The 22,171-nt window shown below is 67.4% G+C and carries 23 protein-coding genes; 10 read left to right on the top strand and 13 right to left on the bottom strand.

The window, feature by feature from the left end; translation table 11 throughout:
• Positions 1 to 218: 218 nt before the first annotated feature.
• The 7 genes from AC3A6Y_RS31140 to AC3A6Y_RS31170 are packed head-to-tail and all read right to left on the bottom strand — an operon-like array spanning position 219 to position 6,621.
• Complete coding sequence (locus tag AC3A6Y_RS31140) at positions 219 to 980, bottom strand: ABC transporter permease (RefSeq protein WP_487872083.1); 762 nt, start codon at positions 978 to 980, stop codon at positions 219 to 221.
• A gap of 14 nt (positions 981 to 994) precedes the next feature.
• The gene (locus AC3A6Y_RS31145; RefSeq protein WP_487872084.1) at positions 995 to 1,762 is read right to left on the bottom strand and encodes an ABC transporter permease; all 768 of its coding nucleotides are present in this window, start codon (positions 1,760 to 1,762) and stop codon (positions 995 to 997) included.
• Between the two features lie 32 nt (positions 1,763 to 1,794).
• Entirely contained in the window at positions 1,795 to 1,983 is a 189-nt protein-coding gene (locus tag AC3A6Y_RS31150; RefSeq protein WP_487872085.1) for a hypothetical protein, read from the bottom strand.
• A gap of 11 nt (positions 1,984 to 1,994) precedes the next feature.
• Positions 1,995 to 2,972, bottom strand: coding sequence for an ABC transporter substrate-binding protein (locus AC3A6Y_RS31155; protein WP_487872086.1), 978 nt, complete (start codon positions 2,970 to 2,972; stop codon positions 1,995 to 1,997).
• 25 nt (positions 2,973 to 2,997) lie between these two features.
• Positions 2,998 to 3,777, bottom strand: a complete 780-nt coding sequence (locus tag AC3A6Y_RS31160; protein WP_487872087.1) for an ABC transporter ATP-binding protein — start codon at positions 3,775 to 3,777, stop codon at positions 2,998 to 3,000.
• A 13-nt stretch (positions 3,778 to 3,790) separates the two neighbouring features.
• The gene (locus AC3A6Y_RS31165; RefSeq protein ID WP_487872088.1) at positions 3,791 to 5,152 is read right to left on the bottom strand and encodes an aminotransferase class III-fold pyridoxal phosphate-dependent enzyme; all 1,362 of its coding nucleotides are present in this window, start codon (positions 5,150 to 5,152) and stop codon (positions 3,791 to 3,793) included.
• A 32-nt stretch (positions 5,153 to 5,184) separates the two neighbouring features.
• Positions 5,185 to 6,621 (bottom strand): NAD-dependent succinate-semialdehyde dehydrogenase, encoded by a 1,437-nt coding sequence (locus AC3A6Y_RS31170; protein WP_487872089.1) that lies wholly within the window; start codon positions 6,619 to 6,621, stop codon positions 5,185 to 5,187.
• A 105-nt stretch (positions 6,622 to 6,726) separates the two neighbouring features.
• Between AC3A6Y_RS31170 and AC3A6Y_RS31175 the strand changes: the two genes are divergently transcribed.
• Positions 6,727 to 7,305, top strand: a complete 579-nt coding sequence (locus tag AC3A6Y_RS31175; protein ID WP_487872090.1) for a MarR family winged helix-turn-helix transcriptional regulator — start codon at positions 6,727 to 6,729, stop codon at positions 7,303 to 7,305.
• 440 nt (positions 7,306 to 7,745) lie between these two features.
• Here AC3A6Y_RS31175 and AC3A6Y_RS31180 read toward each other — a convergent pair whose 3' ends face one another.
• From AC3A6Y_RS31180 to AC3A6Y_RS31195, 4 genes are read right to left on the bottom strand one after another with little or no spacing between them, the layout of a single operon-like run.
• Entirely contained in the window at positions 7,746 to 8,807 is a 1,062-nt protein-coding gene (locus tag AC3A6Y_RS31180; RefSeq protein WP_487872091.1) for a phosphotransferase family protein, read from the bottom strand.
• 13 nt (positions 8,808 to 8,820) lie between these two features.
• Positions 8,821 to 10,116: an acyl-CoA dehydrogenase family protein gene (locus AC3A6Y_RS31185; protein ID WP_487872092.1), complete on the bottom strand. Its 1,296-nt coding sequence runs from the start codon at positions 10,114 to 10,116 to the stop codon at positions 8,821 to 8,823.
• Positions 10,117 to 10,147: 31 nt separating this feature from the next.
• Positions 10,148 to 10,885: an SDR family NAD(P)-dependent oxidoreductase gene (locus AC3A6Y_RS31190; RefSeq protein ID WP_487872093.1), complete on the bottom strand. Its 738-nt coding sequence runs from the start codon at positions 10,883 to 10,885 to the stop codon at positions 10,148 to 10,150.
• A gap of 36 nt (positions 10,886 to 10,921) precedes the next feature.
• Positions 10,922 to 12,466: an acyl-CoA synthetase gene (locus tag AC3A6Y_RS31195; RefSeq protein ID WP_487872190.1), complete on the bottom strand. Its 1,545-nt coding sequence runs from the start codon at positions 12,464 to 12,466 to the stop codon at positions 10,922 to 10,924.
• A gap of 182 nt (positions 12,467 to 12,648) precedes the next feature.
• Between AC3A6Y_RS31195 and AC3A6Y_RS31200 the strand changes: the two genes are divergently transcribed.
• Genes AC3A6Y_RS31200 through AC3A6Y_RS31225 form a run of 6 tightly spaced genes read left to right on the top strand, consistent with a single transcriptional unit; the run spans position 12,649 to position 16,852 of the window.
• Positions 12,649 to 13,761 (top strand): nitronate monooxygenase, encoded by a 1,113-nt coding sequence (locus AC3A6Y_RS31200; RefSeq protein WP_487872094.1) that lies wholly within the window; start codon positions 12,649 to 12,651, stop codon positions 13,759 to 13,761.
• A 9-nt stretch (positions 13,762 to 13,770) separates the two neighbouring features.
• Positions 13,771 to 14,532 (top strand): electron transfer flavoprotein subunit beta/FixA family protein, encoded by a 762-nt coding sequence (locus AC3A6Y_RS31205; protein ID WP_487872095.1) that lies wholly within the window; start codon positions 13,771 to 13,773, stop codon positions 14,530 to 14,532.
• A gap of 2 nt (positions 14,533 to 14,534) precedes the next feature.
• Positions 14,535 to 15,470 (top strand): electron transfer flavoprotein subunit alpha/FixB family protein, encoded by a 936-nt coding sequence (locus AC3A6Y_RS31210; RefSeq protein ID WP_487872096.1) that lies wholly within the window; start codon positions 14,535 to 14,537, stop codon positions 15,468 to 15,470.
• Between the two features lie 11 nt (positions 15,471 to 15,481).
• A complete protein-coding gene (locus AC3A6Y_RS31215; RefSeq protein ID WP_487872097.1) occupies positions 15,482 to 15,886 on the top strand; it encodes a 2Fe-2S iron-sulfur cluster-binding protein in 405 nt (134 codons plus the stop codon).
• Positions 15,846 to 16,397, top strand: coding sequence for a cupin domain-containing protein (locus AC3A6Y_RS31220; RefSeq protein WP_487872098.1), 552 nt, complete (start codon positions 15,846 to 15,848; stop codon positions 16,395 to 16,397). Before AC3A6Y_RS31215 ends, AC3A6Y_RS31220 begins: the two co-directional genes overlap by 41 nt.
• Positions 16,394 to 16,852: a MaoC family dehydratase gene (locus AC3A6Y_RS31225; protein ID WP_487872099.1), complete on the top strand. Its 459-nt coding sequence runs from the start codon at positions 16,394 to 16,396 to the stop codon at positions 16,850 to 16,852. The genes AC3A6Y_RS31220 and AC3A6Y_RS31225 overlap by 4 nt, the downstream gene beginning before the upstream one ends.
• A 3-nt stretch (positions 16,853 to 16,855) precedes the next feature.
• Here the strand turns inward: AC3A6Y_RS31225 and AC3A6Y_RS31230 are convergent, their stop codons facing one another.
• Positions 16,856 to 17,665: a FadR/GntR family transcriptional regulator gene (locus tag AC3A6Y_RS31230; RefSeq protein ID WP_487872100.1), complete on the bottom strand. Its 810-nt coding sequence runs from the start codon at positions 17,663 to 17,665 to the stop codon at positions 16,856 to 16,858.
• Between AC3A6Y_RS31230 and AC3A6Y_RS31235 the strand changes: the two genes are divergently transcribed.
• The gene (locus tag AC3A6Y_RS31235; protein WP_487872101.1) at positions 17,664 to 18,875 is read left to right on the top strand and encodes a CaiB/BaiF CoA transferase family protein; all 1,212 of its coding nucleotides are present in this window, start codon (positions 17,664 to 17,666) and stop codon (positions 18,873 to 18,875) included. The two genes, AC3A6Y_RS31230 and AC3A6Y_RS31235, sit on opposite strands and share 2 nt — an antisense overlap.
• A 9-nt stretch (positions 18,876 to 18,884) precedes the next feature.
• Here the strand turns inward: AC3A6Y_RS31235 and AC3A6Y_RS31240 are convergent, their stop codons facing one another.
• Positions 18,885 to 19,703 carry an SDR family NAD(P)-dependent oxidoreductase gene (locus AC3A6Y_RS31240; protein ID WP_487872102.1) on the bottom strand — a complete coding sequence of 273 codons (819 nt, stop codon included), beginning with the start codon at positions 19,701 to 19,703 and terminating at the stop codon, positions 18,885 to 18,887.
• Between the two features lie 66 nt (positions 19,704 to 19,769).
• Between AC3A6Y_RS31240 and AC3A6Y_RS31245 the strand changes: the two genes are divergently transcribed.
• Both AC3A6Y_RS31245 and AC3A6Y_RS31250 read left to right on the top strand, forming a co-directional pair.
• Positions 19,770 to 20,528: an SDR family NAD(P)-dependent oxidoreductase gene (locus AC3A6Y_RS31245; protein ID WP_487872103.1), complete on the top strand. Its 759-nt coding sequence runs from the start codon at positions 19,770 to 19,772 to the stop codon at positions 20,526 to 20,528.
• A gap of 104 nt (positions 20,529 to 20,632) precedes the next feature.
• Positions 20,633 to 22,162: an acyl-CoA synthetase gene (locus tag AC3A6Y_RS31250; protein ID WP_487872104.1), complete on the top strand. Its 1,530-nt coding sequence runs from the start codon at positions 20,633 to 20,635 to the stop codon at positions 22,160 to 22,162.
• Positions 22,163 to 22,171 lie beyond the last annotated feature (9 nt).

Below are 22,171 nucleotides of genomic sequence, written 5' to 3' on the forward strand. Positions count from 1 at the left end.
GATACATGCATGCAAACCGTTTCTCAGCACCGAAAGCAGCTTGCAAATGGCGTCGGGTCCATACATGCAACTCAACAGCTAGAGGTCCATGCGCTCGAGCTGGCGCTCAACGCGTTGCAGGTCGACGCGTTGCAGGTCGACGCCGATGCCCGCATCGGTGCGATGGGGAGAAGCAACTTCACTCATGGGGTCAACCTTGTGGATCTGAGGGAAGGGAGTCAGCCGCGCGCAAGACCTTGCTGCGCGTGATGCCACGCGAGCAGCCATTGCTCGACGTGCCGCACGACGGTGTTGATCACCAGCGAGACCAGTGCGATCAGCACGATGGCCGCCAGGCCGCCGGCGATCTGAAACTGCTCCTGCGCGCGCATCAGGTAATTGCCCAAGCCGTCGGTGGACAACAGCATCTCGGAGCTCACGCTGATGAGCACCGAGAGCGCCACGCTCAGGCGCACGCCCGACATGATCTGCGGCAGCGCGGCCGGCAAGTCGATGTGGCGCATGATCTCAAGCCGCGTGAGGCCGATTGAACGGCCGACGTTGACCAGCATGGGATGCGTCGAGCGGGTCGCGTCGATCGCATTGATGAGCAGCGGGAACGAGGCGCTGTAGAAGATCACGCAGATCTTGGCCGCACTGCCTGTGCCGGCGAAGAGCATTGCCACTGGCACGATAGCCAGCGGCGGCAGCGGACGCAGCAGATCAATGATCGGCTCCAGGTACTGCCCGATCTTTGGCGTGCGGCCGATGAACATGCCCAGCGGCAGCATGGTCATCAGTGCCAAGGCGAAGCCGGCCGCCGCGCGGGCCAGCGTGACGCCGATCTCCGAAGTGAAGGCTGGCAGATCGACCACGAGCGCATGCACCACGGCGAGAAGGCCGGGATAGGCGGGCGAGGCAACGGAGCGTGCTGAGACTTCCCAAGCGAGCAGCAGTGCGGCCATGAAGATGAGGCCGGGCCAGTTGATTCGTTGCAACATGATCGCGGATTCCCTCAGGCGTCGGCCATGGCGCCAAGGCGGTCATGCCAGCCGCAGGTGCGGCGGCGCAGCCGCACGATGACTTCGTTGAGTAGCACGCCGTTGAGACCGGCAACCGCCAGCAACGCGAACATCTCGGGGATACGCAGCGAGAAAGCGGTGTCGTAGAGCATAAAGCCCAGGCCGTCCTTGCCGGCCAGCATCTCGGCGGCCACCGCGGCCATCAGGCAACCCGCGGCAGCGATGCGCACGCCGGTGAAGATCTCCGGCCAGGCCGCGGGCAGGCGTACCCGCCACAAGATTTCCCATCCGCCATACCCGAAGGTGCGCGCAACATGCAGTTGCACCGGCTCGCTCGTCTTCAGCGCGTTGGCAGCGGACAAGTAGATGTTCCACACGCCGGCAAACCAGATGATGAAGCCGAACAGCTTGGCGCCCAGGCCCAGCGCGAAGATCGAGAGCGGCACGAGCGCCGCTGGCGGCAGCGATATCATGATCTGCACCAGCGGCGAGAGCGCGCGCTCGACTACGCGGTAGCGCGCGCCCAGCAGCGCGGCGCCCACGCCGGTAAGGGTGGCCAGCAGCAGGCCGCCTACGGCGCGTGACACGGTGAGCGCCTCGCCCATCCAGAAGTCGCTGACGCCGAACTGCTCGACCAGCGCCATGCCGATCGCAGGTACGCCGGGCAGGTACTCCTGGGGGATATGGCCCATCAGGACCACGGCTTGCCACACCAGCAGGAAGCCGACAAGGCTGACGAGGGGTTTGCTCCAGGAGGGCATGGCCAGTCCTTGAATGCGGAATCGTTGGCTCATCACTTGACCTCGAGAATCACGTCGAGCCCTTCGCGCTTGAAGTAGCCCTGCTTGAGCGCATGCTGGACCGGCAGCAGCGCGATTGTGCGCAGGCCGGGCACGTTGAGAATGGTCTGTGCGGAGGCTGACATGGCGGCGGCGAGCAGCAGGCCGGCGAACGCGGCGCGGACGAACGGTACGAGCATCATGGAGTAGCCCCTCAGTCCAGCGGCAGCACGACGTCTTCGGCCTTGATGTCGGACTTGAGCAATCCGTTGCGCTGCATCGCAGCGACCACCGGCTGCACGTCGCGCGCTTGCGCGGCAAGGTCGCCGAAGTCGAAGTAGATCGCGATCTGCTCGGCCATTGCTGGCTTGAGCTTGAACTCTTCCACCATCTGCTTACGGTAGAGCGACGGATTCTGCTTGAAGTCCTCGGTCGCGCGGGTGACGGCCTTCACCAGCTTGCGCAGCACGTCCTTGTGCGAGCTGCCCCAGTCGTCGCGCACAAACATGCCGTCCTGCGCCACACGGGTCGTCGGATCGAGGTCTGCCACCATGCCGGCGACCAGCGGGCGCGCCTTCACGTTCGGGGCCATCCTGGCGGCGGCGAAGAAGGGCTCGGTGAGGCACGCAGCGTCGGCATTGCCGGTCTCCAGTGCCGCCTGCATCTGCGGGAACGGCAGCACGACCTTCTTCACCGCGTCGTAGGAGACGCCGGCCTTGGCCAGATGGTCGCGCACCAACAGCTCGCACAGGGCGCCCGAGGCATTGAACGCGACCGTCTTGCCGGCGAGGTCCTTCACGCTGCGCACCGCGCTCGCGTCCTTGACAGCAATCCATGTGCCCTGATGCCCTGTCTCGCCCGACTCGGTGGCCATGGTCATGAACATCTTGTATGGCTGGTTGTTGGCGCGCGCGAAGATGCCGGGCACCACGGCCGAGTAGCCGACGTCGACCGAGCCGCTCACTACGGCGGAGGCCACTGCCGGGCCGGAGCCGAGCAGCGTGAACTCGGCCTTCAGACCCTCTTTCGCGAGGTAGCCAGCCCGTTCGGCGTGATACAGCCGGATCATCGAATCGGCCCGCAGGCCCGCGATACGAATGGTCTGCTGGGCGTCGGCGGCAGAGGCCGCCGCAGCAATCAGGGCCAGGGCCGCTGCAGCGGCGCGCAGCACGCGGGAGATGAGGAGTGTCATGGCGGTTCCGTTTCGTTGGGGTGGCTCAGGCGGCCTGGCGCATCGAGCGAATCATCGTGAGCACCTCATGGCGCAGGTCGAGGTAGGTGCGGTGCTCGCGGGTGGCCAACTGGTCGCGCGGCTTGGCCAGCGGCACGGCCAGGTCGGCCACCACGTGAGTCGGGCGGCGCGACAGCACGATCACGCGATCGGCCATGTAGACGGCTTCGTCGACGTCGTGCGTGACGAGCAGGCAGGTCTGGTTGAAGCGCTGCGCCAGCTCAAGCAGCAGGTCCTGCAGCTCGGCGCGCGTCTGCGCATCGACCGCGGCGAGCGGTTCGTCGAGCAGCAGCAGGTGCGACTGTGCGGCCAGCCCGCGCGCGATGGCCACGCGCTGTTGCATGCCGCCCGACACCTGCCAGGGAAAATGCCGCTCGAAGCCCTTGAGCCCCACCGCCGCCAGCAGCTCGAGCGCGCGCTCGCTCTTCTCCGCATCACCCAGCGCAGTGCGCTTCATGCCGAACAGCACGTTGTCAAAGTTGTTCTTCCACGGCAGCAGCGAGCGGCTGTAGTCCTGGAACACGACCGACAGGCCGGGTGGCGGGGCGCTCACGAGCTGCTGCTCGAACTGCACGCTGCCGGCATCGACGCCGTAGAGGCCGGCCAGGCACATGAGCAGGGTGGTCTTGCCGCAGCCGCTTGGACCGACGACCGAGAGGAACTCGCCTGTCCGCGCGGCCAGGGTCAGATCGCCAATGATGGTCTGGCGCGCGCTGCCTTCGCCCAGCGCCTTCCGGATGCCGCGAACCTCGAGAATGGCTTGCATTGTGGGGATCTCCTCAGGCGCGCTCGGCGGCCTGGAACGCGGCGTGCAGCACGCGCACGGTTTCGTCGATATCGGCGTTCGAGAACACCAGCGGCGGCGACAGAATCAGGCGGTTGCCCTGCACCCGCACGATGGCGCCCTCGCTGCGAGCCGTGGCGACCAGCGCCTGCACATAGGGCGCAGGGAGGGCGAGCATCTCCTTCGTCTCGCCGTCGGCCACCAGTTCGATCGCCGCCATCAAGCCCTTGCCGCGCACATCGCCCACATGCGGGTAACGCGTGAACTCGCCCAGCCGCTGCAGCAGGTAGTCACCGATCTCTAGCGATCGCGCCGGCAGGTTCTCGGCTTCGACGATCTCGAGGTTGGCATTGGCCGCGGCACAGGCCAGCGGATGACCGGTGTAGGTGTAACCGTGCATCAGCGCGGCCGGCAAGCCGGGCTTGTCAAAGGCGCTGGCCACGCGCTCGTTGATGAGCGTGGCGCCCAGCGGCACGTAGCCCGAATTGATGCCCTTGGCCATCGCCATCAGGTCGGGCGCCACGCCCCAGGCCCGCGCGCCGCACATCGCGCCGATGCGGCCGAAGCCGGTGACGATCTCGTCGGAAATCAGCAACACGCCGTACTTGTCGCAGACGGCCCGCACCAGCGGCCAGTAGCTCTCGTGCGGCACGATCACGCCACCGGCACCCTGCACCGGCTCGGCGATGAAGGCGGCCACGGTCTCGGGGCCCTGGTACTGGATGGCGCGCTCCAGTTCGGCAGCGCACAGCTTGGCGAGCCTTGCCGGATCGGCCTCCCCCCAGGGATTGCGGTAGAGGTAGGGGCTCTCGACCTGGAAACAGCCGGGTAGCAGCGGCTCGTAGGCGAGGCGAAATGCCGGATTGCCGTTGACCGAGGCGCCGCCGATGTGCACGCCGTGATAGCCCCAGGTGAGCGAAATGAACTTGGTGCGCCCGGCCTGGCCTTCGAGCTTCCAGTACTGGCGCGCCAGCTTGAGTGCCGTCTCCACCGCGTCCGAGCCGCCCGAGCTGAACAGCACCTTGCTCATCTTCTCCGGGGCGAACATCGAGGCGAGCCGCGCCGACAGCTCGATGGCCGGCGGATTGGTGGTATTGACGAAAGTCGAGTAGTAGGCGAGCTTGTCGAGCTGCTCGGCGATGGCGCGCTTGATCTCGGGCCGGTTATGGCCGACGTTCACGTTCCACAGGGAGGCCACGGTGTCCAGATAGCGCGTGCCGTCGACGTCCCACACGTGCACGCCATCGCCGCGCTCGATGATGATCGGCGGATTGGCTTGCACAGCCTTGGGGTCAGCCATCGGGTGGAACATGTGGCGCGCATTGGAGTCGCGCAGGGTCTCGTGGGAGGGCTTCATGGAGGTTCCGGAAAGCGTTGGCAAGGTTTTCTTCACACGGCAGTGACGATGGTGCGAGGGCTGAGGTAGCCCGCCAGGCCTTCGCTGCCGTTTTCCCGGCCGAAGCCGCTGCCGCGCACTCCGCCGAAGGGTGTTTCGGGTTGCATCAGGGAGATGCTGTTGATGCCGACCGAGCCCGCCTGCAGTTCGGCGCCGAGCCGGTGGGCCGATGCCAGCGAGCGCGTGAAGCCGAAGGCGGCCAGGCCGACGTCGAGCGCGTTGGCGCGCGCGATCGCCTCGTCGAGCGTGTCGAACGGCGTCACCGGCACGATCGGGCCGAACGGCTCTTCGTGCATCACCCGCGCCTCGTCGGGCACCTGCGACAGCACGGTCGGCTCGAAGAAGAAGCCCCGCGTGCCGTGGCGGCGACCGCCGGCGACCACCGCCGCACCGTGCGTGCGCGCGTCGTCCACCAGCGCCTGCACCGCGTCGAAGCGCCGTCGGTTGGCCAGTGGGCCCATCGTGGTCTGGGCGTTGCTGCCGGCACCGAGGCGCTGCCCGGCGGCCACGCCACCCATGGCATCGGCAAATCGGGCGGCCAGCGTGCGGTGCACGAAGAAGCGTGAGGGGTTGGCGCAGATCTGGCCGGCATTGCGGAACTTGATCGCCGCGAGCGTGCGCACGGCGGCCTCGACGTCGGCGTCCTCGCACACGATCACCGGCGCATGCCCGCCGAGCTCGAGCGTCACTGGCTTCAGATGCCGCCCCGCCTGTTCGGCGAGCAGCCGGCCGACCTCGGTCGAACCGGTGAAGGAAACCTTGCGGATCTGCTTCGATGCGATGAGCGCCGACGAGATTTCCGGCGCCTCGCCCACAAGCAGTTGCAGCACGCCGTCGGGCAGGCCGGCGCCGTGCAGGCAGCGCACCATCTCCGAGACCGCCAATGGCGTCTCGTCCGCCGGCTTGAGGATCACCGAGCAGCCGGCAGCCAGCGCCGCGCCGACCTTGATCGCCGACAGCATCACCGGAAAGTTCCACGGCGTGAGCGCCGCCACCGGGCCGACCGGCACCAGCTCGGTATGAAACCGCGTGCCAGGCCAGCGTGAAGGAATCACGCGGCCGTAGGCCCGGCGGCCTTCATCGGCATGCCAATCGATGGTGTCGGCCGCCTGCTCGATCTCGCGATTGGCCTCGGCCAGGGGCTTGCCCTGCTCGCGAGTGAGCAGCGCCGCGATGCGATCGGTGCCCTGGCGCAGCAGCGCGGCGCCCTTGCGCAGCACGCGTGCGCGCTCCACGGCGGTGCGCGATTTCCAGGTCTCGAAGCCGGTCAGAGAGGCGTCAAGCGCATCGCCGATGTCGGCCCGCGATGCCACTGCGCCGCGGACGAGGACTTCTTCTGTCGCCGGATCGGTGATGGTGAGCTGCGCGCTGCCGCGTCCGGCTTGCCAACGACCCGCAATGAACTGCATGGGCGTGGGAAAAGGTTCCATGCCGCAGAAGGTAAGCCACGGGCCATTGATGTCAAAAATCAACTATCCTCCGGAGATACCCGTAAGTGCAGGCAGAAGATGCCCAGCCCCAGAGCCTTCAATTGGATGACCGACGAGCTCGAGGCGCCGCAGCTCAAGGAGCCGCGCAGTCTGCTCGATCTGGTGAACTACCAGATGCACCTGATCCAGAGCTTCAGCGCGTCGAGCGTGACGCGCATGTGCGAGGGTGAATTCGGCATCACGCGCCGCGAATGGCGCTTTATCGCGCTGCTTGCTGCGGTCGGGCCGATGGCGCCGTCGGACCTGGCCCTGCAATCCAGCCTCGACCGCTCACGCACCTCGAAGGCGCTGATGCCGCTGCTGGCCAAGGGCCTGATCGAGCGCCGTTCGCACGCAGGGGACCGGCGGCGCGCCACGGTATCCCTGACGCAACCGGGGCGGGCGCTTTACGACCGTTTGTTCCCGCGCGTGGTCGAGGTGAACGCCGCGCTGCTGGGCACGCTATCGGATGAAGACATCGCGACACTGGCACGCCTGCTTACGGCGCTGAAAAGGCGCGCTGTCGAGATCGTCGATTCCAAGCTGGTGGCAGCGATCGCCGACCGGCGCCACGGCGGCAGCCTGCGCCGCTGGGAAGGGCGCGTCAATCCGGCAGGCGGCAGCGGCCGCACGGGCGCGGACTGAATTTCACTGGAATCGCCTGGCGATCGCCTCCCTGCGAACGCTTGCATGGGCGAGCCGGTGCAGGCCGGCACCTCCGCAACCGAGCGGGTGGCCTTGGAGCTGCCAACGCACTCGGATGGCCCAAATTTCCTTGAGCCGATCAGCTTGCCGATGTACCCACTGGCCACTGCGAGATTGAGAACCTCCTCCCCGTACGTCTGTTCTGCGAGCTTGTATTGGTCCTGCAGGTTGGCCATCTCATGCTCCATGGGGGCGCTTCCAGGCAGCCGAGGCCAAGACGTGGGGGAAGGTCATCAAGGCCGCCAACATTCAGCCCGAGTAGCGACAGTCCGGCCATCTCGATTCATGAACTCTCGATCCATGAAAGCGTGCGCTTTGGCGGCACGTTGAACCCAGCGATCGAAGAGATTATGGCGCGCGTGGGACTTCGGTCCCGCACCTCAGCCCCGCTCGATCCACTCGGCCGCACGCTGGAAGAGCGCCAGCGCAGAGCGGTGCAGCCGCTCCCCGGTCTCAATCGGCGCCTGGCCAGCGCAGGCGCGCGCGTACGTGCCTTCGAGGATGATGCCGAACTTGTAGCAGGCGAGCACCGCGTGCCAACGAAAGTTGCGCATGTCGCGCGGGCTGCGTTCGGTGTAGTAGGCGATCAACTCGTCGGCGGTCGGAAAGCCGTCCCACGGTTGGAGCCGGTTCGGCCCGTAGTGCGAACCGTCCGCGCGTGGCCAGGCCGAGAGCATCCAGCCGAGATCCAGCAGCGGATCGCCGATGGTGGCCAGCTCCCAGTCGATCACCGCGGCGAGTTCAGGACCGTCCTGGCGAAACATCACGTTGGTCTGGTGGAAATCCCCATGCAGGATTCCGGGGATGAAACCGGCAGGGCGCTTCGCCTCGAGCCAATCGGCCACCGGCTGCAATTCCGGAATGGCCGCCGGGCCAGGCCAACCGGCACAGGCCGCGTAGCTGTCGAGCTGCTGGCGCCAGCGAGGAACCTGGCGTTCGAGAAAACCTTCCACGCGGCCGAAGTCCGAAAGCCCCACCGCAGCAACATCGACCGCGCCCAGCGCGAGGATCGCGTCGACCATCGCAAACCCCATGCGGCGTCGCATCGCGCGATCGCCGGCGTGCAACGGCGGCAGGCCGCTGGCGCCTGCATTGAATCCGTTGACCGGCTCCATCAGGTAAAAGGCGGCGCCGATGACGTCCGTGTCGGCGCATCCCTGGATGAGGCCCGGGTGCGGCACCGCGCTGCCCGCCAGCGCGCCAAGCACGCGCGCCTCGCGCAGCATCGTCTCGTTGCTGTTGGCGCGCATGTGGCGCGACGGCCGCCTCAGCACGAACTCGCGCTCGCCGCGGCGGAACCGCAGCAAGACGTTCTGCGTACCGCCCGCGAGCAGGACCGGCTCGGTGATCGCGCCGCGGCCGAGCCCATGGCCGTCCATCCACCCGGCGAGGCGCTGCAGATCGATCAGTTCGCGCCAGTCCTGCGCATGCTTCAGGTCCATGGCGTGCAAGGGATCAGAGCCCGCCTGCCGCATGCGGTGCGGCGCCGTACTTGGCGAGCGCCTTTTCGCGCAAGCGCGGACGGTGGTAGCTCGGGAAGAGCTCGGTCGCTGGCGTCACCTCGCTGAGAAGTTCCCGCGCCAGGGTGATCTTGTGCACCTCGGTCGGCCCGTCCGCCAAGCCCATGATCAGCGACGACACCAGTTGCTCGACAAAGGGCATCTCGTTGGTCAGGCCGAGCGAGCCGTGGACCTGGATCGCGCGCGTGACGATGTCGTGCAGCACCTTGGGCATGGCGGTCTTGACGGCCGAGATGTCCTTGCGCACCTTCTTGTAGTCGTTCTCCTTGTCGATCAGCCACGCGGTGCGCATCACCAGCAGGCGGAACTGCTCGAGCTCGATCCACGAGTCGGCCACCATTGCCTGCACGAGCTGCATGTCGGCCAGGCGTCCACGCTGAACAGCGCGCGAGACGGCGCGCTCGCACAACATGTCGAAGGCTTTGCGCGCCTCGCCGATGGTGCGCATCGCGTGGTGAATTCGGCCACCGCCAAGGCGCGTCTGCGCCACGACGAAGGCCTGGCCCGGGCGGCCCAGCATGTGGTCGGCCGGCACGCGCACGTTCTCGAAGTTCAGGTACCCGTGGCCGTGGCCGCCCTCCTTGCGACCGGCCAGATGCACGTCGCGGATGATCGTGATGCCCGGCGTGTCGGCCGGCACGATGAACATCGACATGCCCTTGTAGGCCGAGATGGTCGGATCGGTAACCGCCAGCGTGATGTAGAACGCGGCGTAGCTGGCATTCGACGCGAACCACTTCTGGCCGCTGATCAGCCAGTCATCGCCGTCCTGCACCGCGCGGGTGGTGAACGTGGTCGGGTCGGAGCCGCCCTGCGGCTCGGTCATCGCGAAGCACGAGACGATCTCGTTCGCGAGCAGCGGCTCCAGATACTTCTTCTTCTGCGCCGGCGTGCCGTACTGCGCGAGGATCTCGGCGTTGCCCGAATCGGGCGCCTGGCAGCCGAACACGGTCGGCGCGAACACCGAACGGCCGAGGATCTCGTTCATCAGGGCCAGCTTGACCTGGCCATAGCCCTGGCCACCGAGTTCGGGCCCGAGATGGCAGGCCCACAGCTTGCGCTCGCGCACCCTTTGCTGCAGCGGCCTGACGAGCCGGTTGCGCGCCGCGTCGGCCACGTTGTAGGGGCTGTCGAGCAGCAGGTCGAGCGGCTCGACCTCCTCGCGCACGAAGTTGTCGATCCAGTCGAGTTCCTTCTGGAACTCCGGGTCGGTTTCGAATCCCCAGCTCATGTCGTTCTCCTTGAATTTGGTGGCGAAGCGTTCAGGCGCTGAGCCCGCCATCCACCGGAATGGTGTGGCCGACGACGTACTGCGCCAGCGGTGAGGCGAGGAACAGCGCGACGTGCGCCATGTCCTGGGGCGTGCCGATGCGGCCGGCCGGAATGCGCGCCAGCGTCGACGCCAGGCGCTCCGGATGGTCGGTGGTGACCTTGGTCATCTTGGTTGCGACCAGGCCCGGCGCGATGCCGTTGACACGGATGCCGTCGGTCGCCCAAGCAGCGCCGAGCGACCGGGTCAGCGACACGGCAGCTGCCTTCGAAGCCGCATAGGCCGGCGTGCCGATCGCGCTCCGGTAGGCCGAGATCGAACTGATCATGATCACCGATCCGCCGGATGCCTTGAGCATCGAATGGAACAGGCTGGCGCAGGTCATCAGACTGTTGAGATTCACGTCGACGATGTGGCGGAAGGTCGCGTCCTCGAACTCGGCCCGCCGGTACTGGACCGCGCCCTGCGCCATCACCAGCACGTCGAGCTTCTCGAACGCCGGCTTGACGGCCTGGATCGCAGCCGCGCTCGCGACGTCGACGCTCGCAAAGCCCAGGCCCTCGAGGTCGCTGCCCTCCTCCACCTTGTAGTCGGCCGCGCTGGCGCGCGTGCCCCAGGCGTGCACGAGGGCGCCGGCCGCGCGAAAGGCCTGCGCGATGCCGTTGCCGATGCCGCTCGTGCCGCCGATGACCAGCACGGTCTTGCCTTCGAAACTGAGGAAGTCCTGCATCGTTCGCGGGTTCGTCGTTGAAGTGGAATGGGGGCCTCAGATCACACGGCTCGCGTGACCGGCCCAGTAGCGATCGCGCAGCAGGCGCTTGTAGAGCTTGCCGTTGTCCTGCCGCGGCAGTTGGGCCTCGAAGTCGATGCTCCTCGGGCACTTCAGCGCCGCCAGCCGTTCCCGGCAGAAGGCGATCAGTTCGGCTTCGAGTGCGGGGCCGGCCTCGGCCATGTCGACCGGCTGCACCACAGCCTTGACCTCTTCGCCGAACTCGGCGTTCGGCACGCCGAATACCGCGATGTCGACCACCTTCGGATGCATCGTTAGCACGTTCTCGGCCTCCTGCGGATAGATGTTCACCCCGCCGGAGATGACCATGTACGCCTTGCGATCGGTCAGATAAAGATAGCCTTCCTCGTCGAGATAGCCGATGTCGCCGAGCGTCGACCAGCCCTTGTCGTTGAAGACGCTCTCGGTCTTGTCGGGATCGTTGTGGTACGTGAAGGGCCGGCTGCCTTCGAAGTAGATCGTGCCCGGCGTGCCGGCCGGTTGCAGCGAACCGTCTTCGCCGACGATACGCACCGTGTTCAGCAGCGCCTTGCCCACAGAGCCCGGGTGCGTCAGCCACTCGTCCGAATTGATCAGCGTGCAGCCGGAGCCCTCCGAGCCGCTGTACTGCTCGTAGATGCAGCGCCCCCACCAGTCGATCATCCGCTGCTTGACGTCGATCGGGCACGGCGCCGCCGCGTGCAGCGCACACTTCAGCGACGACAGGTCGTAGCGCGCGCGGACCTCCTCCGGCAGTTTCAGCATGCGCACGAACATCGTCGGAACCAGCTGCGTGTGCGTGATGCGGTAGCGCTCGATCAGCGCCAGGAACTGCTCGGGTTCGAACTTCTCCATCACCACGACCGTGCCGCCCATGCGCTGCACGGCGGCGCTGAAGCCCAGCGGCGCCGCATGGTAGAGCGGTGCGGGCGAAAGGTAGACCGTGTCGGCGTCGAAGCCGAGAGTGCGCGAGAAGGAATGCATGATCGGCACCATGGCGCCGATCGGGTTGTTGGCGAACGGCACCTTGATGCCCTTGGGCTGACCGGTGGTGCCGGACGAATACATCATGTTGTGGCCGCCGACCTCATCTGGGATCGGGCCGGTCGGCTTCGGCCCGATGGCCTCTTCCCAGCTCGCAAACGGGCCGAACGCGGCATCGCACGCCAGGAACTGCTCGACCTTCGGGCAGAGCGCCGGCAGCTGCAGCGCCAGTTCGCGCATCGCAGAGGACGACACCAACATCCGCGCGCCGCAGTCGTTGACGATGTAGGCCGCTTCCGCGGCGCCCAGATGCGTGCTGATCGGCGTGAAGTACAAGCCCGCGCTCATCGCGGCCCAGTAGACCTCGTAGAAGCGGATGGTGTTCTCCATCAGCACCGCGAGGTGGTCGCCGGGCTTCAGCCCGAGCGCGCGCATCAGGTGGGCGCCCTGGTTGGCGCGAGCGGCTAGCGCGGCAAAGCTCAGGTGCGCGCCGCTCGCACCCATCACGACGGCGGGCTTGTCGGGGTGGCTGCGGGCGATGATCGAGGGATGGGTCATGTCTGTCGGCGGAACTGGGGCATGGGGTGAGCAGTAAAATCTATATGGTTCAACCAATAAGTCAAGCGTGTTAGCCATGGCTTGTGAGCCCGCCGCACGGACTTTTCTTTTGTCCGTCACCCTGATATCATTGGTTGGACCAATGCGTCGAAAGCGGCGATGGATCGCACTAGGAGACTGAAATGAAGACCCGCATGACGGAGATGTTCGGCATTGACGCACCCATCTTCGCCTTCTCTCATTGCCGCGACGTGGTCGTGGAAGCCACCCGCGCCGGCGGGATGGGCGTGCTTGGTACCACCCGCGTGACGCCCGAGCAGCTCGAGATCGAACTCAAGTGGATCGACGACCACACCGACGGCCGGCCCTATGCGCTGGACCTCGCGCTGCCGCAGAAGATGGAGGAGGTTCACGCGCTCGAGGAGCGCGCCACCGTGCTGCCGAAGGAGCACGTCGCCTTCGTCGACAAGATACTCGCGGACGCCGGCATCCCGGAGTTGCCCGCCTACGAGCGCGAGCAGCTCGCCGAGTACGCCAGCGGCTACCGCTTGACCGCGCAGGGCGGCATGGAGCTGATCGAAGTTGCGTTGCGCCATCCGCAGATCAAGCTCGTGGTCAGCGCGCTCGGCATCGCGCCGAAGGAGATGATCGACCTGCTGCATGCCAAGGGCCTGAAGGTCGGCGCGCTGATCGGCAGCGCCAAGCACGCGAAGAACCAGGTCGATGCCGGCATCGACGTGCTGATCGCGCAGGGTATGGAGGCCGGCGCGCACAGCGGCAGCATCACCTCGATGGTGCTGTGGCCGCAGATCGTCGATGCCGCGGCGCCGGTGCCGGTGCTGGCCGCGGGCGGCATCGGCCGCGGGCGCCAGATGGCGGCTGCGCTGGCGCTGGGCTGCGAAGGCGTCTGGTGCGGTTCGATCTGGCTCGGCACCAGGGAGAGCGAGCTGTCGCCGGACATGAAGGAGCGCTTCTTCGCGGCGCGCTCGGAAGACGCGATCCAGCGCCGCGTATTCACGGGGAAGCAATGCCGCATGCTGCGCAGCGCGTTCACCGAGGCGTGGGACGCACCCGGTGCGCCCACGCCGCTGCCGATGCCGCAGCAGGGACTGCTGGTCACCGAGGCGCGTGCGCGCATCGAAAAAGCGCGGCGCAAGGAGTTCATGGGCTACTACGTCGGCCAGATCGTCGGCGACATGACAGAGGAAACGTCGACCCGGAACGTGATTTACGACATGCTGACCGAGTACACCGACGCGGTCGAGAAACTGCAGCACCAGATGGAAGCGGAGTGAGAGCACGACATGAAGATCATTGTCCCCGTCAAACGCGTCGTCGATTACAACGTCAAGGTGCGCGTCAAGAGCGATGGCACTGGGGTCGACGTCGCCAACGTCAAGATGAGCATGAACCCGTTCGACGAGATCGCCGTCGAAGAGGCAGTTCGTTTGAAGGAGAAGGGTGTCGCCACCGAAGTCATCGCCGTCTCGTGCGGCGACGCCAAGTGCCAGGAAACCCTGCGCACCGCGATGGCCATCGGCGCTGATCGCGGCATCCTGGTCGAGACCGCCGAAGAGCTGCAGCCGCTGGCCGTCGCCAAGCTGTTGAAGGCGTTGTTTGACAAGGAACGACCTTTGCTGATCATCTTGGGCAAACAGGCGATCGACGACGACGCCAACCAGACCGGGCAAATGCTCGCTGCATTGGCCGAGCTGCCGCAGGCCACCTTCGCCAGCAAGATCGTGATCTCGGGGACTGATGGCAACGAGATATGCCGCGTGAATCGCGAAATAGACGGTGGCGCCGAGACCTTGGAGCTGGCTCTTCCTGCCGTCATCACGACCGACCTGCGCCTGAACGAGCCGCGCTACGTCACGCTGCCCAACATCATGAAGGCCAAGAAGAAGCGGCTCGACACCATCAAGCCCGAAGACCTCGGCGTGGACGTCAAGCCGCGCCTGAAGACGCTCAAGGTCAGCGAGCCGCCCAAGCGCGGCGCCGGCATCAAGGTGGCCGATGTCGCGGCCCTGGTCGACAAACTCAAGAACGAAGCGAAGGTGATCTGAACATGGCCGCACTTGTCATTGCCGAACACGACCACGCGAGCATCAAGCCCGCGACCCTCAACACTGTGACCGCCGCGATCGCCTGCGGTGGCGACGTGCACGTGCTGGTCGCTGGCGCCAATGCCGCCGGAGCCGGCACGGCCGCCGCGCAGATCGCCGGCGTCGCCAAGGTCATCGTGGCCGACAGCCCGAGCCTTTCCGAGAACCTCGCGGAGAACGTCGCGGCGCAAGTTCTGGCGATTGCCGGCAACTACAGCCACATCCTGTTTCCCTCGACCTCCAACGGCAAGAACGTGGCCCCGCGCGTGGCCGCCAGGCTGGACGTGGCGCAGATCTCGGATATCACCAAGGTCGACAGCCCCGACACCTTCGAGCGCCCGATCTATGCCGGCAACGCGATTGCGACCGTGCAGAGCAGCGACGCGACCAAGGTCATCACCGTGCGCACCACCGGCTTCGATGCGGCGGCTGCCACGGGCGGCAGCGCAGCGGTCGAAACCGCACAAGGCGTGGCCGACTCGGGCAAGAGCAGCTTCGTGGGCCGCGAGGTCACCAAGAGCGAGCGCCCCGAACTGACCGCCGCGAAGATCATCGTGTCCGGCGGCCGTGCTCTCGGCAGCGCCGAGAAGTTCACCGAAGTGATGGCGCCGCTGGCGGACAAGCTGAACGCCGGCCTGGGTGCCAGCCGCGCAGCGGTGGACGCGGGCTATGCGCCGAACGACTGGCAAGTCGGCCAGACCGGCAAGATCGTGGCGCCGCAGCTGTACATCGCCGCCGGCATCTCGGGCGCGATCCAGCATCTGGCGGGCATGAAGGACTCCAAGGTGATCGTCGCGATCAACAAGGACGAGGAGGCACCGATCTTCTCGGTGGCCGACTATGGCCTGGTGGCCGATCTGTTCACAGCCGTGCCGGAACTGGTCACCACGCTCGGCTGAATGGCGCGCCGATGATCCAGGTCACCTACCTCCAACCCGACGGGCGCTCGCACACCGTCGAGGCCCAGGCCGGCAAGAGCCTGATGGCCACCGCCGTTGCCCACAATATCCCCGGCATCGACGCAGACTGCGGCGGCGAGTGCATCTGCGCAACGTGCCACGTACACATCGACATGCCGTGGCGCGAGCGCCTCGCGCCGGCCGAGGAGGCCGAACGTTGGACGCTCGAGCTGGCGGTCGAACCACACCCCGACACATCGCGCCTTTCCTGCCAGATCCGCGTCGACGATTCGATGCATGGCCTGGTCGTGCGCCTGCCGCCAAGCCAGCGATACGCCCTGACACGCCCTCCCACCCCGCCCCTAGGAGCCTCCAATGAGTCAAGTCGCTTCGACCTCCCCCACGACCGAGCATGAGCCACCAGGTCGCATCGAGATCTTCCTCGCCTCCGAATCTCAGCCCTTGCTCGAAGCCGGCATGATGCATGCGGAGGCACCGCCGCCCGAGCGTGGACCGCTGAACCCGATCTTTGCCGAAGGCGTGGCCGCCGGTTCTGCGTCGCGCGTTCTGTTCCGCAGCCCGTCGCCGAATGGTTTCAGCCTGATCTACGCCTGGTTCAAGAGCAACTTCCCGCTGCCGGCCCATTCGCACAGCACGCCGTGCCTCTACTACATCGTCGCCGGGGAGCTCGCGATCGGCACCCGCGTGCTCAGGGCGGGCGACGGCTTCTTCGTGCCCGCCAACGCCTTCTACTCGTACAAGGCCGGTCCACAGGGCGTCGAGGTGCTCGAGTTCCGCGATGCCTGCGACTTCGACTTCGTGTTCCGCGGCGGCACCTTCCCGATGTGGGAGCGCGCCGCCGGGATCATCCGGGACAACCTGGAGCGCTGGAAGACCGAGGCGCGGCCACCGCGCGCAACGGCATGATCAGCGTCGATACGCTCGCCGAGCTTTCGCAGCACGTCGGCCGCGACCTCGGCACCAGCGACTGGCTGAGGATCGACCAGAAAATGATCGACGCCTTCGCCGAGATCACCGGCGACCGCAACTGGTACCACTGCGACCTCGAACGCGCGGCGCGCGAACTGCCCGGCGGGCGCACCATCGCGCACGGGTTGCTGACGCTCTCGCTGGTGCCGGGCATGGCGGGGCAGATCGTCGAGGTGCGGCGCCACGGGCGCGCGTTCAACTACGGATTCGACAAAGTGCGCTATCCGGCACCGGTGCCGGCCGACTCGCGCGTGCGCCTGCACATGAAGGTCATCTCGGCCCGGCCGCAGGCGATCGGCACGATGCTGTGCCGCGGCTACACGATGGAGCTCGAAGGATCGGACAAGCCGGCGATGGTCGCCGAGATGCTCTCGCTGATCGTGGCTTCCTGATGCTCAGCGCTTGGCCACCGGCGGGACGGCATGCGCCTGGCGCTGGATTTCCAGATGCTCGCTCACATGGCGCAGGTGCTTGGTCATCGCGGCGCAGGCCCGAACCGGATCACGCGCGCGGATGTAGCGAAGCACCTTGCCGCGCGCCTGAATCATGTCCTGGTGCGGCTTCGGGTCGATGCCCAGCATGATCGTGCGCACGATCTCCGACAGCGCGTCGACCAGCATCTCGATCACCTCGTTGTGCGTCGCGCGCGCCAGCAGCCGATAGAAATGGCCGAACGACACGGTGCTGCGCGACGCCTTCCCCTGCTTGATCAGCTCGCCATGCTCCGCGATGTCGGCCGCGATCGCATCGAGCTCGGCCTCGGTCGCGCGCTCGCAGGCGAGCCGGATCGCCACGTTCGTCAGCTCGATCCGCGCCTCGAACACGCTGGCCATGGGCACCTGGCCGAGGCCGACCATGTCGCGCACCGCCTGCGTGATGCCGTCGGAGCCGCCGCTCTTGATGAAGAAGCCGCCGTTGACGCCGGTGCGCGACTGCACGATGCCGGCGAGTTCGAGATTGCGCAGCGCCTGGCGCACCGCACTGCGGCTGATGTCGAACTCCTCGGCCAGTTCGCGCTCGCCCGGCAGGCGATGGCCCGGCAGCAGCACGCCGTCGGCGACCCGGCGGCGGATCTGGTCGCAGACCGCCTCGAAGGCGCGCCGCGGGCGCACCGGCTGGAACATCGGCGCGCCGTCGGCGCCTGTGCCACGTGTTGCAGAGGTCGCCGCGCGTTTCGCGGTCGGCGGCTGTTTGGTCTCGATCATGGATGCACCCACTCCTGACTGCTTGATGGCCGAGTGTAGTCCGGCCGTCCATGCGATTGGTTCAACCGTTTTATACTTTTTCATGAACATCGATACGCCAGCGTCACACATTCCCCGCAGCGGCCCGCTCACCGGCGTGCGCATCGTCGAATTCGCGGCGATCGGGCCGGCGCCGTTCGCCGGCCAGCTGCTCGCCGATCTGGGCGCCGACATCATCCGCATCGACCGCGCCGAACGTGCCGGCGACAAACCGGGCGTGCTGTCGCGCGGGCGTCGCTCGGTCGCGCTCGATCTGAAGAAGCCGGCCGCGATCGAAACCTGCCTGGCGTTGCTCGAACGCGCCGATGCCTCGATCGAAGGCTTCCGCCCGGGCGTGATGGAACGCCTCGGCCTCGGCCCCGCCCTGGCGCTCGCGCGCAACCCGAAGCTCGTCTACGCGCGCATGACCGGCTGGGGACAGACCGGCCCGCTCGCCCAGGTGGCCGGCCACGACCTGAACTACATCGCGCTCAGCGGCGCGGCCCATGCCATCGGCACGCCGGAAGCGCCGGTCCCGCCGCTCAACCTGGTCGGCGACTTCGGCGGCGGCTCGCTCTTTCTGGGCATGGGCCTGCTCGCCGGCGTGCTGAACGCGCGCGCCAGCGGCGTAGGTCAGGTCGTCGATGTCTCGATGGTCGAAGGGTCGGCCTCGCTGATGTCGATGTTCTACGAGATGCACGCCGGCGGACGCTGGCGCGAGCGCGGCAGCAACTTCCTCGACGGCGCCGCGCCGTTCTACAACCCGTTCCGCTGTGCCGACGGCAAATGGATCAGCCTGGGCGCGATCGAGCCGCAGTTCTACGCGCTGATGCTCGACAAGCTCGGCCTGCAGGACAAGCTGGACCTTGCGACGCAGAACGACCGCAGCCTCTGGCCTGAAACCCGCCGCACGATCGCCGCGGCGATCGCGACGCGCACGCGCGACGAGTGGTGCGCGCTGATGGAAGGCAGCGATGTCTGCTTCGCGCCGATGCTGGACCTGGACGAGGCGCCGAGGCATCCGCACAACGTCGCGCGCGGCAGCTTCGTCGAGGTCGACGGCCGCATGCTGCCGGGGCCCGCGCCCCGCTTCTCGGCGACGCCGGGCGCGACCACGCGCGCGCCGCAGGCCATCGGCGCCGACACCGCATCCGCACTCGCGGACTGGGGCATCGCGCTGCCCGGCGGCTGAGGCTCGATCTCAGGACGGCGTCAACACCTTGCCGCCGCACACCGACAGGCATTGCCCGGTGACGTAGGCCGACTGCTCCGACACGAAGAACTGCAGCACCCCGGCAACGTCCTCGGTCGTGCCCAGGCGCCCGAGCGGGATCGCGGCGGCATCGGCGGCAGTGCCGATGTTGCGTGCCTGGGCCTGCGCGACGACGCGCGCCGTCGTGATCGCACCCGGTGCGATGCAGTTGACGCGGATGCCGTCGGGCCCGAGCTCGTTGGCGAGGAAGCGCGTGTACTGGATCACGCCGGTCTTCGCGATGCCATAGGGCGCCAGCCGCCCGCCGCGCGCGCCCGCGTCCAGCCCGGCCTTGGAGGCCAGGTTGACGATCACGCCGCCACCGCGCGCGCGCAGGTGCGGCACCGCTGCCTGGCAGCAGTGGATCGTGCTCATCAGGTTGAGCTGCAGCATGAACGCCCAGTCCTCGTCGGTCGCGGTCGAGGCGAAGCTGCGGTCGACCGCCCCGAGCGCGCCGCCGGCGTTGTTAACGAGGATGTCGATCCGGCCGAATTCGTCCTGCGTGCGCGCGATCAGCTGGTTCCCGGCGGCGCGATCGCGCAGATCGCCCTGCACACCCAGGCTGCGCCGGCCGAGCGCGCGGATCTCGTCGGGCACGCTCGCCGCGCCGAGCTGCTCGCCGAACTCGGCCGCGCCGTCCAGGTTCAGGTCTGCGACGACGACGTCTGCGCCCATGCGCGCCAGCCGCAGCGCGAACGCCCGGCCGAGGCCCCGCGCGGCGCCCGTCACGATCGCGACCTTGCCTTGGAGTTCGAGCGGGTGGGTCATGGTGTCTCGGGTTGATGGTTTGGAACGTCCAATGGTATAACCTTTTCAATAAATAAGGAGACATCCGTGACGATCTCGAAGCGCTCCATCCTGATCACCGGCGCTGCCAGCGGCATCGGCCTGGCGATCGCCGAATGTTTTGCGGCCGATGGCGCTCGGCTGCTGCTGGCCGACCGCAGCGACGGCATCCACAAGGTCGCGCGCCGCCTCGCCGTCGATGGCTGCGAGGCCGAGGGTATCGTGGTCGACCTGTCGGAGGAAGCGCAGGTACTGCGGCTCGCCGAACACACGCGCTCGCGCCTGGGCGGCTGCGACGTGCTCGTCAACAACGCCGGCATGCATCCGAAGAAGGAAGGCGGTTCGTACAAGTTGCCCGACGTGCCCACCAGCGATTGGGAGCTCGTGCTGCGGGTCAACCTGACCGCGCCCTTCCTGTTGTGCCGGGAACTGGTGCCGCCGATGAAGGCCAAGGGCTGGGGCCGCGTGGTCAACATCGCGTCGCGCGCGGGGCGCACCTACATCCCGCAGGCCGGTGTCCACTATGCGGCCTCCAAGGCGGGTTTGATCGCGCTGACGCGCCAGGTCGCGGGCGACTATGCGCGCTTCGGCATCGCCGCGAATGCGGTCGCGCCGGGCCGCATCGAGACGCCGCTGTCGAACCAGACGGCACCGGAGATCATCGCGAAATCGCTCGAGGGCATCCCGGCGCGGCGGGTCGGGAGCGTGGCCGAGGTCGCGGCCACCGTGCACTTCCTCGCCTCCGACGGCGCCGGGTACCTGAACGGTGCCTGTCTCGACGTCAACGGCGGCGTGTTCATGGCCTGAGCTTGCCGCGCCACTCACATCCCGCTATGATCCTTGGTTGAACCATTGATAATCAACGTCGAAACGACACGACACCGATTCTGCGACCGCACACTGGACCCGGCATGAGCACTCCCACGATCTATCTCGACGACCGCGGCGTGGCGCGCGCGTCGCTGCTGCAGCGAGCGGCCCGCGCCGCGCGCGGCTTCGACGCGCTCGGCGTGCGCGAAGGCGACACCGTCGCGCTGCTGCTGCGCAACGACTTCGCATTCTTCGAAGTCCAGCAGGCCGCGGCGGCGGTCGGCGCCTACAGCGTTCCGATCAACTGGCACGGCAAGGCTGAAGAGGTCTGCTACATCCTCGACGATGCGCTCCCCAAGGTGCTGGTCGCGCATGCGGACCTGCTCGCGCCGCTGCGCGCGCGCATCCCGGCCGGCATCACCGTGCTGGTGGTGCCGACGCCGCCAGAGGTGCAGTCGCGCTACGGCATCGCGTCGGAACAGGCGGCCCCGGCCGCCGGCGATGTCGTGTGGGATGACTGGCTGGCCGGCTACGAGCCCTGGGACGGTCCGCCCCGGCGCAGCCGCGCCACCATGATCTACACCTCGGGCACCACCGGCCATCCGAAGGGCGTGCAGCGCGAAGCCGCCACGCCCGAGCAATCGGCCGCCTACGTCCGCCTGCTGGCGCAGGTCTACGGCGTCGTGCCGGGCGTGCGCGCACTCGTGGCAGGTCCGCTCTACCACGCCTCGCCGAACGCCTACGGCCGCCAGGCGCTGCCGAATGCCGACGTGCTGGTGATGCAGTCCAAGTTCGACCCGGAAGAGACGCTCGCGCTGATCGCCAAGCACCGCATCAGCCATGCGGTGATGGTGCCGACGATGTTCGTGCGCCTGGTCAAGCTGCCGGCGGAGGTGCGCGCGCGCTACGACGTGAGCTCGCTGAAATGGGTCACCCACACCGGCGCGCCCTGCCCGGTCGAGATCAAGAAGGCGCTGATGGACTGGTGGGGCCCGGTGGTCTACGAGACCTACGGCGGCTCCGAAGTCGGCACCGCCACCCTGGCCACGCCGGCCGACTGGCTGGCGTTCCCGGGCAGCGTCGGCGTGCCGACGCCCGACACCCGGATCGCCTTCTACGGCGACGACGGCAAGCCGGTCGCGACCGGCGAGATCGGCGAGATCTACATGCGCGTGCCGGCCTATGCCGACTTCACCTACCTGAACAACCCCGAGAAGCGCACCAAGGCCGAGCGCGACGGCCTGATCAGCTGCGGCGACATCGGCTACCTGAAGGACGGCCACCTCTACCTCTGCGACCGCCGCTCCGACATGGTGATCTCGGCCGGCACCAACATCTACCCGGCCGAGATCGAGATGGCGTTGCTGCAGTGTCCGGGCGTGCAGGACTGCGCGGTGTTCGGCATCCCGGACGAGGAGTTCGGCGAATCGCTCGCCGCCGCGGTCGAGCGCGTACCCGGGTCCGATGTGACTGCCGCGCAGGTGCGCGACTTCCTCGTCGGCAAGCTCGCCAAGTACAAGGTGCCGAAGCGCATCGACTTCCACGCCACGCTGCCGCGCGAGGACAGCGGCAAGATCTTCAAGCGCAAGCTGCGCGACGTGTTCTGGGCCGAGGCCGGGCGCAAGATCTGACCCGCGCAC

Source organism: Variovorax sp. Soil_C_17, from assembly GCF_057657265.1.

Bases quoted from the DNA above. Each gene is read 5' to 3' on its own strand.
- AC3A6Y_RS31190 (WP_487872093.1), bottom strand. From the start codon at position 10,885: ATGCAGGACTTCCTCAGTTTCGAAGGCAAGACCGTGCTGGTCATCGGC.
- AC3A6Y_RS31155 (WP_487872086.1), bottom strand. From the start codon at position 2,972: ATGACACTCCTCATCTCCCGCGTGCTGCGCGCCGCTGCAGCGGCCCTG.
- AC3A6Y_RS31200 (WP_487872094.1), top strand. From the start codon at position 12,649: ATGAAGACCCGCATGACGGAGATGTTCGGCATTGACGCACCCATCTTC.
- AC3A6Y_RS31185 (WP_487872092.1), bottom strand. From the start codon at position 10,116: ATGAGCTGGGGATTCGAAACCGACCCGGAGTTCCAGAAGGAACTCGAC.
- AC3A6Y_RS31230 (WP_487872100.1), bottom strand. From the start codon at position 17,665: ATGATCGAGACCAAACAGCCGCCGACCGCGAAACGCGCGGCGACCTCT.
- AC3A6Y_RS31225 (WP_487872099.1), top strand. From the start codon at position 16,394: ATGATCAGCGTCGATACGCTCGCCGAGCTTTCGCAGCACGTCGGCCGC.
- AC3A6Y_RS31170 (WP_487872089.1), bottom strand. From the start codon at position 6,621: ATGGAACCTTTTCCCACGCCCATGCAGTTCATTGCGGGTCGTTGGCAA.
- AC3A6Y_RS31195 (WP_487872190.1), bottom strand. From the start codon at position 12,466: ATGACCCATCCCTCGATCATCGCCCGCAGCCACCCCGACAAGCCCGCC.
- AC3A6Y_RS31220 (WP_487872098.1), top strand. From the start codon at position 15,846: ATGAGTCAAGTCGCTTCGACCTCCCCCACGACCGAGCATGAGCCACCA.
- AC3A6Y_RS31150 (WP_487872085.1), bottom strand. From the start codon at position 1,983: ATGATGCTCGTACCGTTCGTCCGCGCCGCGTTCGCCGGCCTGCTGCTC.
- AC3A6Y_RS31240 (WP_487872102.1), bottom strand. From the start codon at position 19,703: ATGACCCACCCGCTCGAACTCCAAGGCAAGGTCGCGATCGTGACGGGC.
- AC3A6Y_RS31175 (WP_487872090.1), top strand. From the start codon at position 6,727: ATGACCGACGAGCTCGAGGCGCCGCAGCTCAAGGAGCCGCGCAGTCTG.
- AC3A6Y_RS31205 (WP_487872095.1), top strand. From the start codon at position 13,771: ATGAAGATCATTGTCCCCGTCAAACGCGTCGTCGATTACAACGTCAAG.
- AC3A6Y_RS31160 (WP_487872087.1), bottom strand. From the start codon at position 3,777: ATGCAAGCCATTCTCGAGGTTCGCGGCATCCGGAAGGCGCTGGGCGAA.
- AC3A6Y_RS31145 (WP_487872084.1), bottom strand. From the start codon at position 1,762: ATGCCCTCCTGGAGCAAACCCCTCGTCAGCCTTGTCGGCTTCCTGCTG.
- AC3A6Y_RS31215 (WP_487872097.1), top strand. From the start codon at position 15,482: ATGATCCAGGTCACCTACCTCCAACCCGACGGGCGCTCGCACACCGTC.
- AC3A6Y_RS31140 (WP_487872083.1), bottom strand. From the start codon at position 980: ATGTTGCAACGAATCAACTGGCCCGGCCTCATCTTCATGGCCGCACTG.
- AC3A6Y_RS31180 (WP_487872091.1), bottom strand. From the start codon at position 8,807: ATGGACCTGAAGCATGCGCAGGACTGGCGCGAACTGATCGATCTGCAG.
- AC3A6Y_RS31235 (WP_487872101.1), top strand. From the start codon at position 17,664: ATGGATGCACCCACTCCTGACTGCTTGATGGCCGAGTGTAGTCCGGCC.
- AC3A6Y_RS31165 (WP_487872088.1), bottom strand. From the start codon at position 5,152: ATGAAGCCCTCCCACGAGACCCTGCGCGACTCCAATGCGCGCCACATG.
- AC3A6Y_RS31210 (WP_487872096.1), top strand. From the start codon at position 14,535: ATGGCCGCACTTGTCATTGCCGAACACGACCACGCGAGCATCAAGCCC.
- AC3A6Y_RS31250 (WP_487872104.1), top strand. From the start codon at position 20,633: ATGAGCACTCCCACGATCTATCTCGACGACCGCGGCGTGGCGCGCGCG.